Genomic DNA, 12790 nt, shown 5'->3' on the forward strand with positions numbered 1-12790 from the left:
CGCAGTGCGTGTGAGTGTCCGTGCAGGAAAGTGTGCCGATCATAGAGGTTCCCGGACGGCCCTATCCAGCGGCGACGCCGTGCGGGGCGCGGGAGTTCGGCGTGATGACGGATCGTCGACGTGACGGCGACTGATCGTTTCCGCACGGCCGTGAGCATCCGACGCCCATCACTGATCCGACCTGATCGGTCGTGACTTTCCGTAGGCGAATGTGCGAAACCCGGCGTCACCGGCTTGCCCTAGTGCTCACTCGTGTGGGGCAGCGGAACAGGGCATTAGTAAGACAATCGCCCCAAGGTGGATGAAGAGGTACTAATCCACCACCGGAGGTCGATGTGCCGCGACAGCAGACACCCGGGGGAGTGGACCGCTCCCGCATGCGAACCACGGCGGCGGCGCTCACTTCCCTGACGGCGCTCGCCGCCATGTCGCTCGTCGCGGGACCCGCGGTCGCCGCCCCCGGAGCCGGACCCTGCGCGCTGACCCGTACCGCGGCACACCACTCCCTGGGCCTGGACAGCTGGAACGGCGCCTATCCCAAGCCCGAGCGGACCCTCAACGCGGTCATGGTCTTCCTCTCCTTCCCCGACCACCGCCCCACCCTGACCACCGACGAGCTCACCGCCGACTACTTCCCGGCGACCAGCGAGTTCTTCGAGCGGGCCTCCTACGGCCGCTTCCGCCTGGTCCCGCACCCGCAGAAGCAGTGGATCCAGATGCCGAAGCCGTCCGCCGCCTACGGCATACAGCGCGACTGGGCCCCGGCGGACCGGGCCGCCTACCTGCGCGACGCGGTGGCCGGGGCCGATCCGGCGGTGGACTTCGGCCGGTATGACGTCGTCTACTTCGTCGCGGACCCGGAGGCGCCCGGCGTCGACTCCGATGCCACCAAGGTCGTCAACTTCGAGCAGCCGATCCGGGCCGACGGCACCGACCTGCGCCGCATCGTCACGGTCTTCGAGAAGCACCCGCCGGACCGCAACGTGCTGGCCCACGAGACCGGGCACGTCTTCGACCTGCCGGACCTCTACCACCGGCCCTCCGACGGCAAGGGGGACTGGGACACGTACGTCGGTGACTGGGACGTCATGGGCAGCCAGTTCGGCATGGCCCCGGACCTCTTCGCCTGGCAGAAGTGGAAGCTCGGCTGGCTGGACGCCTCCCAGGTCGACTGTGTGGGAGCCGGCTCCTCCCTGCACACCCTCCAGCCGCTGTCCGAGGCCCCGCGCCCGGGCGGCACGGGCGGAACCCGGCTCGCGGTGGTCCGTACGGGCGCCGGCAGCGCGATCGCCGTCGAGGCGCGGGGCTCCGCCGGCAACGACGGGGACACCTGCACCGAGGGGGTGCTCATCTACCGGGTCCGCAACGAGGCGGCCTCCGGCGGCGGGCCGATCGAGGTCGTGGACGCGCACCCCGCCACCGAGGCCTGCTGGGACCGCTCGGTGTACCCGCCGCTGGCGGACGCGCCGCTGGAGGTGGGGGAGACCTTCACCGTCCCGGGCGAGGGGATCACCGTGGAAGTGGCGGACCGCACACAGTCGGGCGCGTACACGGTGAAGATCACGCGGGAGGAGCGGTAGGGGGCGCGGGACCCCGGACACGAAGAAGGCCCCCACTCGCGTGGGGGCCTTCTTCCGTCTGTGCGCCGCCAGGGACTCGAACCCCGGACCCGCTGATTAAGAGTCAGCTGCTCTAACCAACTGAGCTAGCGGCGCTTGGTGACGAGGAAGACATTAGCACCCCGGGCGGCGATCGGAAAAATCGATATCCGCAGCTCGGGTGGCACGGACGAACGCCCACAGCAGAGCCTCCGGCCCGGGCAGCCACGGCAGCCGGGTATCGGGCGCCACGAGCCAGCGCGAGGGCCCCCCGTCGGCGGCCAGCGGGGGCACGGTGACGGCGTCGCCGCGGCCGTGGCAGAGCGGGGCGGGTACGGGGGTGTTCCACTCCTCCCAGGCCAGCAGGGCCGGGAGGCGGTGGGCGGTGCCGGGGGCGGCGAAGAGCAGGGTCCGCCCGCGGTGGACGGCGGCCGGGCCCGAGCCGGGGCCTTCGGCCCAGAGCAGGTCGAGCATCCGGCGTCCGAGGACGAGGGGGACGTTGACGACGTCGAAGGCGGTCCCGCAGGGCAGCACGGCGGGCGCGGTGGGCCGGGCCTGCCAGGCTGCCAGCGTGCCTCCGGGCTGGGCGGAGGCCGAGGCCAGCCAGGCTGCGCCGGCCGGGGTGACGTGGGTCGCGGAGGCGGTCGTCGTCGTCCGCAGGTCGAGCGCGGGGCAGCCGGTCAGGGTCGTCATGTCTTCAGGTCTACCCGGAGTGGCGAACCGATCTCCGGGAGTTACGGGAAACCGGGACAGGCCGGGTGGGACTGGGGTATGTTGCGCCCCGCATATGCCAGAGGTCGCGGCCGGGCGCGACCTCAGGTGCCCTCGGGGGCGGTGCCGCGCAGCAGGGGCTCGCCGAACTCGATCATCTTGCGGGCGTAGTCCTCGGTCCACTCCGCCTGCTCCGCGATCGTCGCCGCCGAGAGCCGGTCGAACCGCCGGGGATCCGCGAGCTGCGCCGCCGCCACCGCCTGGAACTCCACCGCCCGTTCCTGCGCGGCGCGGAAGGCCAGGGTCAGCTCCGTCGCCCGGACCAGCAGTTCCCGCGGGTCGTCGATCGATTCGAGGTCGAAGAAGTGCTCCGGGTCCGTGACGGTCTCCGACGGCTCGAAGAGCAACTGCGCGGGCCGCAGCCTCCGCTCGGTCCGCTCGGGCTCTGCCATGCGTGTCCTCCTGCTGGACGTGGGGGAAGCCTCCCGGCCGGGAGGCCCCCGGGTCGAAAGGCTTCCGGGTCGAAAGCTTCCGGGCCACCGTCCATTGTCCAGCTTCGCGCAAGGGTGCCCGAGGGTCCCGGCGCATGGGCTAGAACGTGCGTATGACCGATGGTGTGCACGAGACGCTGGACAAGCTCTGCGACGAGGGCATCGAGCAGGTGATCGGCTGGCGCCGCCACCTCCACCGAAATCCGGAGCTGCCCAACCGGGAGGCCGCCACCGCGCGGCTCGTGGCGCGGGAGCTCGCCGCGTTCGGGCTGGACGAGGTGCGGACCGGCATCGCCGGGCACGGAGTGGTCGGGGTGCTGCGCGGCGGCCTGCCCGGGGACCGGGTGGCGGCGCTGCGGGCCGACATGGACGCGCTGCCCGTCCCCGACCGCTGCGGCGCGGACTTCGCCGCCACCGGGCAGGCCTCGCACGCCTGCGGCCACGACTGCCACACCGCGATGCTCCTCGGAGCCGCGCGCGCACTGGCCGACGTACGGGTGCGGGAACGGCTGCCCGGGACCGTGCTGTTCGTGTTCCAGCCCGCCGAGGAGGGCCCGCCGGTCGGCGAGGAGGGCGGGGCGCGCCTGATGGTGGCCGAGGGGGCCTTCGACGACCCCGTCCCCACGATGGCCTTCGGCATGCACGTCACCCCGCACCCCAAGGGCTGGGTGGGCTACAAGTCCGGCCCGATGTACGGGGCCTCCTGCCTGGTCCGCGTCACCGTCACCGGCCGGCAGTCCCACGCCTCCTCGCCCTGGTACGGCATCGACCCGATGCCCGCCGTCGGGGCGCTGCTGACCGGGATCGGCCAGCTGTACCGGCAGGTCTCGGCGTTCTCCCCGGTCACGGTCTCCATCGGCCACATCGAGGACGTCGGCCGGTACAACGTCATCGGTGAAACGGTCACCTTGTGGGGCACGATCCGCTGCGCCGAGGAGCGGGACATGGCCGAGGTCAAACGCCGGCTGACGGTGCTGGCCGAGCACACGGCCGAGGCCTACGGGGCCTCCGCGACCGTCGAGCTGCTCCAGGACGTGCCCGCCGTGCGCAACGACGCGGCCTGGGTCGAGGCCGCGCTGCCCACCCTGCGCCGGGTCGCGGGCACGGACCGGGTGGTGGAGGTCGGCGGCACGCTCGGCTACGACGACGTCTCCGAGCTCATCCTCCGCTTCGGCGGGCTGTACGTGATGCTCGGCGTCCAGGACACCGCCCTGGACCCGGCGAGCGGCGAACCCGTGGCCGTGCCCGGTGGCCGGGGCCTGGTGGGCAACCACCACCCCGCCTTCTACGCCGACGACGACACCCTGATCACGGGCGTACGGCTGCACGCGCACGCCGCGTACGACCACCTGACGGGGGCCCTCGTCACGCGCTGACCGGCGTCTTCGCGAGGGCGGCGAGCTCGTCCAGTACGACCGCGAGCTCGCCCGCGAGGCCCTCCGGGGCGCGGAATCCGTCGGCCGTGACCAGCCCGGTGATGCCCGGGACGGCCACCGAGGCCCCGGTCGGCACCATGCCGACGGCCTCCAGCACCGGCCGCAGCATCCGGCCGGCCGGGGCGCCGCCGGAGCCGCCCGCGCTGTAGGAGAGCAGGCCGGCCGGCTTGCCCTGCCATTCGCGGTAGAGGAAGTCCACGGCGTTCTTGAAGGGGGCGGTGAAGCCGCCGTTGTACATCGGCAGGACGAACAGGAAGGCGTCGGCGGAGTCGACCAGGGCGCTCCACGCGCGGGTGTGGGGGTGGGCGTAGATCCCGGTGGAGGCGTATTCGGGCTCGTCGAGGAAGGGCAGGTCGATCTCGGCGAGGTCGACGGGGGTGACGTCGAAGCGCCCGTGCTCGCGCGCCCGGCCGGCGGCCCAGCCGGCCAGCGGGCGGGCGGCGGAGGTGGGGCGGACGGAGGCGGAGACGACGTGCAGGCGGATCGGGTGCGGGTTCACGGTGGGCTCCTCGCGGCCTGGAAAGTTTTGTTGACGTGTCACCTATGGCGTTGCGCCCATGGAAGCGCAGGAATGGGTGACGTGTCAACTAGGTAGGTGACGTGTCACGTACCGGGCTAGACTTCGACCATGACCGAGAACGGGAGTGACAGCGCACCTCGCTGGCTCAGTGAGTCCGAACAGCAGGCCTGGTACGCCTGGCGGCGGATGTTCCCGCTGGTCAACGCCGATATCGCGCGCGATCTGACCCAGGACAGCGGGCTCTCCGAAGCCGACTACGACGTCCTGTCCGTCCTCGGCTCCACCGACGGCCACCGCATGCGCATCAGCGCCCTCGCCGTCCTCATGCAGTGGTCCCGCAGCCGGCTCTCCCACCAGCTCACCCGGATGGAGCAGAGGGGCATCGTCCGCCGCGAAGAGGTGGCCGACGACGGACGCGGAGCCGAAGTGGTGCTCACCGAGCAGGGCGTCACCACGATCATGACGGCCGCCCCGCTCCACGTGGAGTCGGTGCGCCGCCACCTGATCGACATCCTGACCCCGGAACAGCTGCGCACCTTCGCCGAGGTGGGCGAACTGCTCCGCACCCGCCTCGGCGTGGAGCGCAAGACCCGCTGACCGTGGCTACGGCCGCCAGACCACCCGGTGTTCGGCCAGGTGGGCCAGTACCGAGTGGTTGGCCTCCCACCCGTCCGGGAACTTCATGGTCACGCCCAACTGCACCGGCTCCGAGGACGGGTGGGCGTCCAGGAGGTCCGCTATCCCCGCCCGGGCCACCACCACGCAGGCGTGCCGGTGGCGTGAGGCCAGTACGCACAGCCGGCCCGTCTCCAGGTGGAAGGCGGTCGCGTCCGGGCGGCCCGACAGGGGGTGCAGGACCACCGTGAGGTCGTACTCGCGGCCCTGGAGCCGGTTGGCCGTGTCCACGGTGACCCCCGTGACCCCGAGCGCGGACAGCGCCGCCCGGACCGCCGCCGCCTGGTCCCGGTGCGCGGTGCCCACCGCGATCCGGTCCGCCGTCAGCGGGGACGGGCCGCCCGCGTGCTCGTCCACCGTCACCGCACCCCGGTCCAGCGCCCGGCGCACCACCAGGGCCACCGCCCGGACCGCCTCCGGGTCGGTGCGCGGGGTGTGCCGGGCGGGCAGCTCCAGCAGCCCCCACCCCGACTCGGCGGCCTCGTCCAGCACCCGGTCGGGGCCCGAGCCGTCGCCCGCGACCCCGTAGGACATCCGCCGATCGCCCGGGCCCGTGCCGCTGCGGAACTGCGTGTACGGGTAGAAGGCGCGGGAGACCAGCGGCGCGGCCGAAGCCGGCAGCCGCCAGGACACCGGCAGCCGGTGCTGCGGCAGGTCCGGGTTGTGCGCGAGGAGGGTGGACACCGCCGAGGCCGAAGGGTCGTAGGACAGGCCCGCCCACTGCTCGGCGCCGACCACGCTGAAGGGGTCCAGCTGCCCCGGGTCGCCCACGAACAGCGCCCGGTCGAACAGCCCGGCCACGGCCAGCAGCGCGTCCGAGCGCATCTGGTACGCCTCGTCCACGATGGCGTGCTCCCAGGGCTCCACGTCCTTGACCCAGGCCCACTTGGCCGCCGTCGAGATCGTCACCGGCAGCCCCGCCAGGTCCCCCGGCTTCGCCGAGAGGACCACCGAGTCCAGGTCGCGCAGCGCAGGATCGTAGGCGTCGCCCTCGCTGCTGTGCAGCCGGCCCACCTTCAGCTCGGGATCCTTCGCGTGCAGCCGCAGCACCAAGTCGTCGACCTGCGCGTTGGTCTGCGCGACCACCATCAGCCGGCGCCCGGCCGCCGCCAGGTCCCGGGCCGCCCGCACCACCAGGGTGGACTTCCCGGCCCCGGGCGGGGAGTCGACGACCACGCCCCGGGCCCCGCCGTGCAGGGTGTCGCGCAGGATGGCGTCGGTGGCCCGGCCGGCGGCCGCGCCCGGATCGAAAGCGGTGCTCGCGGTGCTCACAGGAGGTCCTCGGCGGTCACGGGGTCGGGCAGCGGCAGCGCGGGGGCGTCACCGGTCAGGTGCGCGGGCGGCCCGCCGTGGGTCCACGGGGTCCGCTCGGCGTCCGGCAGCTTCGGGCCGCCGCGCGCATCGTGCTCGAAGAGCGTCCAGCAGAACCGGTCGCCCTTCTCCGGCACCGAGCCCGGCTCCGGGTCCTTGCCCCGGCCCATCTTGTCGAGGACGCGCAGCAGGAGCCGGCCGTCCTCCTCCCGGCGCACGAACTGCGCGCTCTGCGGGCGCCCGTCCAGCGAGCGGTACACCTTGGGACCCGCACCGCCCGCGCCGCCGCTCCCGCCGTCCTCGGTGAGCTGCGGCCGGTCCTCCGTGGCCACCCACACCAGCGGGCGCGGGCTCGGCCGCTTCGACTCCGTCCACTCCATGACCACTTCGGTGACCTCCCCGGCGAAGGCCTCGCCCGCGAGCCGCCGCCCCGCCATCACCAGCAGGTCGTCCAGCGCCTCCTGGGCGTCGAGCCGCACCTGCTCGGTCTCCCGCGTCGCGAGCTTGCGGGCGGCCGTCACCGCGTCGTCGCGGCGCGGCTGCGGGCCCTCGCCCGCCCGGACCCGGTCCCGGTGGCCGGTGTACGACCAGCGGTCACCGGTCCAGCGGTCCTCGGTCCGCTCGCCCGGAGGCAGTTCGCGCATCAGGTCCAGCGCCTGCCACACGGCCCACCAGGTGCTCTGCATCTGGTCCACGACCAGCCGCCGGACCGCCCGCTCGGCGAACCGCGGACCGTCGCCGTCCCTGGGTTCGCTCATGCGCGCCGCGTCGAACTTCGCGATCGCCGGGGCCAGCAGCTTGTTGTCGAAGGCCGGATCGGTGGCCGGACCGGCCGGCGGGAGCAGCAACTGGCCGTGCTCGTCCCGGCCGAGTTCGGCGCGCAGCGCCTGCTCGGCGCCGGAGGTCCCCTCGGGCGGGTCGATCCACGCCAGCAGCGCCTGCAGGTGCTGGTCCTCCAGGTTGCTCTGGCCGGTCGCCCAGTGCCGCGACAGCAGGTCCGTGGCCGACAGCAGCATCGAGGCACCGGGTACCCGGGAGCGCTCGGCGAAGTGGGTGAACCAGCGGCCCAGCAGCGGTACCTGCGTGGGTACCGGATACGGGTTCTCGGGGTCCTCCTCGGCGGTCCGCCGGAACCGCATGGACCGCCCCAGCAGCCGTACGTACTCGATGCCCGCGCGGCTCGGCACGATCAGCTGCGGAGCGTCCAGGCAGAGCTCGGCCTCCACCTTGACCCGCTTGCCCGTCTCCGGGTCGGTCTCGGTGCGCTCCACCGGCTCGACGGCGTCCGCGTAGCCGTCGATGTACGGCATCAGGTTCCGGGCGAGCTCGGCCAGGAACTCCCACCGCATGTCCCGGTCGCGCGGCTGCGGCACGACCAGGATCCGGGGGTCCTGCCGGTCGGTGCCGAACATCGCGCCCAGCGGGGCCCCGGCCTCACCCGCGGTCGTCAGCGGTACGAAGACCAGCGGCTGCTCGCCGAGATGCCGGTGCCGTACGGTCGCCAGCGGCCGCGCCCGCCCGGCGCGGACGGCCTCCAGCCGGGCCAGGGTGTTCAGCAGGGACATTCGACGACCTTCGGGCGGATGCGGGCGGGGGCTTGCTCCAGTGCCTCGGCGCGCAGCCGGGCGGCGTACCGCAGCGCGGCCGCGGTGGGGTCCTCGAAGGCCACGTCGGGGGCGGGGCCGGTGCCGTCGGTGCCGTCGGGGCCGGTGCCGCCGGGCGCACCGCAGCCCGCGGCCGCCGCGAGGGCGGCCTCGACCGTGGTCAGCCCGCCCAGCTCACCCCGGACGGAGCGGCCGAGCGTGGTCACCTCGTCGGCCGTGCGCGCCCGGTCCCGGCAGTGGAAGGCCAGCTCGCAGGCGGCCAGGCACTCGGGGGCGTAGGCGGCGGACACGGCCGACACCGCCTCGGTCAGCTCCTCGGCGGAGCACGCCGGATCGAAGGTGAGGCCCGCGGGCAGGCTCTCGGCCAGCTCCTCGACGCGGGTGAGCCGCTCCAGCTGGCGCCGGGTCACCGAGCGCTCGCGGCGGATGTCGACCGGGGCCGCGGTGGGCAGGTTGGAGAAGTCCTTGGGGCAGACGAGCAGCACGGTGTGCCCGACCTCGGCGCCTTTCACCTTGGCGGCGGTCGTCTCCAGGGCCAGGACGTAGACGGCGGCCTGGCGTGCGGCGGCGCCCACCTTCGCGGCGTCGGCGGATCCGTCGATCATCGGGAACGACTTGATCTCCACCACGGTCCAGCGCCCGTCGGGGTGCACGACGACGGCGTCCGGCTCCAGGTAGGCGGGGGAGCCGGCCACCTCCAGCGCGAGCATGGGGTGGTCGAGCAGGGTCCAGGCCCCGGCGGCGGTCGCCTCGCGCAGCGCGAGCGCGGTCCGGGCGGCGCGGCCCTGGGGGCCGGCGGCGGTGAGGTCGGGGGTGAGGGCGTCCGGTCCGGGCGGGCCGGCCGCGCCGGCGGGCCCCGCGTCATCGAACCCTGCGCCGAGGTGCTCGTACACCAGCCGCAGCAGCTCGGCTCCGCCGTCGCCCTTGACCTTGGCCTCGAAGGAGTTGCCGCGCACGATGGCGAACTGCGACTGGCCGAAGGCCGCCGGGGAGCCGAGGGCCGCCGCGAGGACGGTCTTGTCCACGCCGGCGCCGTCGAGCAGGGCGCGTCTGCCGCACCCGGGGTTGGCGGCGAGGGCCGCCAGGGCGCGGGCGTCGAGCGGGCGCGGTGCGACATCGGCGCCGCGCAGATCAGCGAGCCGTTGCCGCAGCGTCTTCGGGGGAGTCGGGGGACTCATCGGCTGCGCGGCCTGCGCGGCCTGTGCGGCCTGTGCGGTCTGCCAGGCCGGCGGCTGCGCCGTCGGCGCGGGGGACCGCGGCGGGGTCTGCGGCGGCGAGGCGCTGGACGGGTAGGAGCTCACCCGCGGAAGTCTCCCATCCGCCACTGACAATCGTGGACTTACCGCGAAAACCCGCTGTTCGGGTGGTGTGCGGGGCGGACCCGTCGGGCCCGGCGGACGCGAGGACTCGGGCCCCGGCGACCCCGGCGACCCCGGTGATGCCGGCGGGCAGGGCGCGGGCCGCCAGGTAGCCGGCCCCCATCACGGCGGCCCCGGCGACGGCGTCGAGGAAGTAGTGGTTGGCCGTGCCCATGACCACCACGGTGGTGACGGCCGGGTACGCGGCCCCCAGCGCCCGGACCAGCGGCCGGCGCGCGCAGCACCACAGCACGACCCCGCACCACAGGGCCCAGCCCACGTGCAGGCTGGGCATGGCCGCGAACTGGTTGGTGAAGGAGCCGAGCCCGCGCGGCGCGCTGGCCTCCGCGCCCCACCAGCCGTAGGCGCTGTACTGGGCCATCGTGTCGGTGAACCCGTACGAGGCGTCGAGCAGCCGGGGCGGGCAGGTGGGCACCAGGGCGAAGCCGACGAGTCCGAGCAGGGTGGAGAGCATCAGCCAGGTGCGGGCGAATCGATACTGCTGGGGGCGGCGCCGGTAGAGCCAGACCAGCACCGCAGGGGTCACGAGGTAGTGCAGGGAGGCGTAGACGAAGTCGGCGGGTATGCCGAGGACCGCCTGCCCGGTGAAGAGCCGGTTGAGCGGCCGCTCCAGGTCCATGGCCAGGAGCTCCTCCAGACGCAGGATCGCGAGCCCGTGGTCCACCGCCAGTCCTACGTCGCCCCGGGCGAGGAGTCTGCCACCCGAGTACGCCCCGTAGACGAGTCCCAGGAGCAGCAGTTCGGCCCACCAACGCGGAGGCTGCCGCCTATTAGTCATACGGCGTATGACGTGTGTGAAGACGCAAGGGTTGCGTGGCGTTCATCTGATGGATGATGGAGCGGCGACGCAATACCCGCAAAGCCGTGCGAATGGTCGGGGCCGTCGATGCTCCGCCCGTACCGCCCATCTCGCTTCTCAACCGGGAGAACTCATATGGCCCCCCGCATCCTCTTGGCCCGTCACGGCCAGACGGCGTGGTCCCAGCTCGGCAAGCACACCGGACGCACGGACGTGCCCCTGCTGGAGGAGGGGAAGCGGGGCGCGAAGCTGCTCGGCGAGCGCCTCGCCCGCGGCCCGTGGGCGAGCCTGCGCGGGCTGGAGGTGCGCACCAGCCCCCTCGTGCGGGCGAGCGAGAGCTGCGACCTGGCCGGCTTCGGAATCCAGGCGGAGCCGTGGGACGCGCTGATGGAGTGGGACTACGGCGACTACGAGGGCATGACCCCGGCCGAGATCCAGGCGATCCGGCCCGGCTGGCTGATCTGGCGCGACGGGGTCCCGGGCGGCGAGTCCGTCGCGGAGGTCTCGGCCCGCGCGGACGAGGTCGTCACCTGGGCCCGCTCGGCCGAACGCGACGTCCTCGTCTTCGCGCACGGCCACATCCTGCGCACCCTGGCCGCGCGCTGGCTCGGCTTCGAGGCCTCCTTCGGCGCCCGCATCCGGCTGGAGCCGACCTCGCTGTCGGTCCTGGGCTGGGCGTACGGGGTCCCCGCGCTGGAGCGCTGGAACGACACGGGGCACCTGGAGTAATCCAGCCCCTCCGGCGTTTGGGGAGCGGGGTCTGGGGCGGAGCCCGGAGGCTCGTGCGCAGCGGGCCGCTCCCCCCTGGCCCCCCGGAGGGTCAGGCCGACGCGTGCCGCCCGAGGAACGCGCCCACGCGCGGGGAGCGCTGGTGCGGAACCAGCGTGCGGGCCGTCGCCGCCAGCATGGACTGGATCCGGGTCGACTGGACCTCCTCCAGCAGCTCCAGCACCCGGCCGCCCGCCCAGGCGGCCTCGTCGGGGGCGCCCGCGTGGGCCAGGTTGTCGGCCAGCTCGGCGGTGTAGAGGGCGACGTTGCGGGCGAAGTGCGGGTCCTGGAGGTCCGCCGCCCGGCGGGCGTGCCGGGCCGCCCGGGCGTGCTCTCCGAGCGCGGCCCAGCAGCGGGACTCCAGGGACTCCAGCTCGGCCTCGCCGAAGAAGGACATCCACTCGGGGTCCGCCCCCGCCTCGCCGCGCGAGAAGTCCGTGTGCGCCCGGGTCAGCGCCTCCTCGCAGGCCTTGCGGTCCGACAGTCCGGCCCAGCCGCCCGCCTCCCGCAGGGCGAGCAGCGACAGGAGCCGCGGGGAACCGAGCGAACGGGCGGCCCGGCGGCCCGCCTGGGCGGCCCGTACCGATTCGCGGGGGCGCCCGCAGTCCCGGGCGAGGAAGGCCATGTTGCTGAAGGCGTGCGCCTCCAGGCCGGCGTCGCCGGAGACCCGGGCCGTGGCCAGCGCCTCCGCGTAGTGCGAGCGGGCGTCGTCGAACCGGCCCGAGTCGTGCGCGAGCCAGCCCACCGAGATGGCCAGCTCGCCCGCGCCCGCGTGCAGTCGGTCCTCGGTGGACTGCCGGGTCGCGCCCGCGTCGAGCAACGCGTACGCGGTGCGCAGGGGTTCGGCGGCCCGCCGGTACAGGGCGTCGGCGCCGTGCCGGTCGTCCAGCAGCCGGATCTGGCGTACGGCGTCCTCGACGGCGGCCGCCTCGGACTCACCGGCGCGGGAGGGCAGTCGGCGGGTGTCGCCGAGCAGGGTGAGGCTGAGGGTCGCGGCCGCCACGGTCGCGGAACCCCCCGCCATGAACGCGCGACGCAGCACGTCGCTCTCCTTGGAACGCGAAGGGGCGGGGGAGCCGACGGAGTGGGTGTGCCTGGCGAAGGCGGAGAAGGGCGCCGCCTGTTCACGCTGCGCCAGCCGGCCCCGTACCGTCTCGCGCGGGGAGAACCCCAGGTCGGCCAGGGTGCGGCCGGGGAACATGTGGAGGAAGACCCGCTCGTAGGCGTAGTTGGGGCAGCGGATCTCGCCGGATTCGACCCGGCCGATGTAACGGGCGTCGCAGGAAACCGTTTCTCCGATTTCCTTCGCCGCCCTGCGCACCAGCGCGGCGAACTCGGCCGGGGAGTGCTGACCGCGCAGCCGCCGGAAGGGGGTGTTCGGTGAGTGGGGGGACGTCGCCATGGACGCGGCCTCTCTGGGCAAGTGATTGCGCTGCCGGTGACTGTGTGGTGCCTGTGACGCGCTGCCCGGCGGGCATGAACGTACCGCCAGCGGCGG

11 protein-coding genes, 1 tRNA gene and 1 pseudogene are annotated in these 12790 nt (G+C 73.9%); 4 read left to right on the forward strand and 9 right to left on the reverse strand.

Translation table 11 applies throughout. The annotated features are described in order from the left end of the window. Positions 1-335: 335 nt before the first annotated feature. On the forward strand, positions 336-1580 hold the full coding sequence (locus tag OG276_RS23780; RefSeq protein ID WP_266908529.1) for a M6 family metalloprotease domain-containing protein: 1245 nt from the start codon (positions 336-338) through the stop codon (positions 1578-1580). Positions 1581-1641: 61 nt separating this feature from the next. Here the strand turns inward: OG276_RS23780 and OG276_RS23785 are convergent. The 3 genes and pseudogenes from OG276_RS23785 to OG276_RS23795 form a co-directional block, all read right to left on the reverse strand. Further along, positions 1642-1715, reverse strand: a tRNA-Lys gene (locus OG276_RS23785). Then, positions 1706-2291 (reverse strand): annotated as a pseudogene (locus OG276_RS23790) (bifunctional DNA primase/polymerase). The gene OG276_RS23785 and the pseudogene OG276_RS23790 overlap by 10 nt, the downstream one beginning before the upstream one ends. A gap of 122 nt (positions 2292-2413) precedes the next feature. Next, on the reverse strand, positions 2414-2761 hold the full coding sequence (locus tag OG276_RS23795; RefSeq protein WP_266908531.1) for a hypothetical protein: 348 nt from the start codon (positions 2759-2761) through the stop codon (positions 2414-2416). 152 nt (positions 2762-2913) lie between these two features. Between OG276_RS23795 and OG276_RS23800 the strand changes: the two genes are divergently transcribed. Next, the gene (locus OG276_RS23800) at positions 2914-4176 is read left to right on the forward strand and encodes a M20 family metallopeptidase (RefSeq protein WP_266908533.1); all 1263 of its coding nucleotides are present in this window, start codon (positions 2914-2916) and stop codon (positions 4174-4176) included. Here OG276_RS23800 and OG276_RS23805 read toward each other — a convergent pair. After that, a complete protein-coding gene (locus OG276_RS23805; RefSeq protein WP_266908535.1) occupies positions 4166-4735 on the reverse strand; it encodes an NADPH-dependent FMN reductase in 570 nt (189 codons plus the stop codon). The genes OG276_RS23800 and OG276_RS23805 overlap by 11 nt on opposite strands. 129 nt (positions 4736-4864) lie before the next feature. On the opposite strand from OG276_RS23805, the gene OG276_RS23810 reads away from it, so the two are divergent. Then, positions 4865-5353 (forward strand): MarR family winged helix-turn-helix transcriptional regulator, encoded by a 489-nt coding sequence (locus tag OG276_RS23810; protein WP_266908537.1) that lies wholly within the window; start codon positions 4865-4867, stop codon positions 5351-5353. Between the two features lie 6 nt (positions 5354-5359). Here OG276_RS23810 and OG276_RS23815 read toward each other — a convergent pair whose 3' ends face one another. From OG276_RS23815 to OG276_RS23830, 4 genes are read right to left on the reverse strand one after another with little or no spacing between them, the layout of a single operon-like run. Next, positions 5360-6703, reverse strand: coding sequence for an AAA domain-containing protein (locus OG276_RS23815; RefSeq protein WP_266908539.1), 1344 nt, complete (start codon positions 6701-6703; stop codon positions 5360-5362). Further along, on the reverse strand, positions 6700-8307 hold the full coding sequence (locus OG276_RS23820; RefSeq protein ID WP_266908541.1) for a hypothetical protein: 1608 nt from the start codon (positions 8305-8307) through the stop codon (positions 6700-6702). Before OG276_RS23820 ends, OG276_RS23815 begins: the two co-directional genes overlap by 4 nt. Next, positions 8295-9524 (reverse strand): hypothetical protein, encoded by a 1230-nt coding sequence (locus OG276_RS23825; RefSeq protein ID WP_266913066.1) that lies wholly within the window; start codon positions 9522-9524, stop codon positions 8295-8297. The genes OG276_RS23820 and OG276_RS23825 overlap by 13 nt, the downstream gene beginning before the upstream one ends. After that, the gene (locus tag OG276_RS23830; RefSeq protein WP_266908543.1) at positions 9478-10503 is read right to left on the reverse strand and encodes a phosphatase PAP2 family protein; all 1026 of its coding nucleotides are present in this window, start codon (positions 10501-10503) and stop codon (positions 9478-9480) included. Before OG276_RS23830 ends, OG276_RS23825 begins: the two co-directional genes overlap by 47 nt. Positions 10504-10659: 156 nt before the next feature. On the opposite strand from OG276_RS23830, the gene OG276_RS23835 reads away from it, so the two are divergent. After that, a complete protein-coding gene (locus OG276_RS23835; RefSeq protein ID WP_266908545.1) occupies positions 10660-11253 on the forward strand; it encodes a histidine phosphatase family protein in 594 nt (197 codons plus the stop codon). Positions 11254-11344: 91 nt separating this feature from the next. On the opposite strand, the gene OG276_RS23840 is transcribed toward OG276_RS23835, so the two are convergent. Further along, on the reverse strand, positions 11345-12694 hold the full coding sequence (locus OG276_RS23840; protein WP_266908547.1) for a tetratricopeptide repeat protein: 1350 nt from the start codon (positions 12692-12694) through the stop codon (positions 11345-11347). Between the last annotated feature and the right edge of the window lie 96 nt (positions 12695-12790).

Source organism: Streptomyces sp. NBC_00086 (assembly GCF_026343255.1).
Taxonomy (GTDB): Bacteria; Actinomycetota; Actinomycetes; order Streptomycetales; family Streptomycetaceae; genus Streptomyces.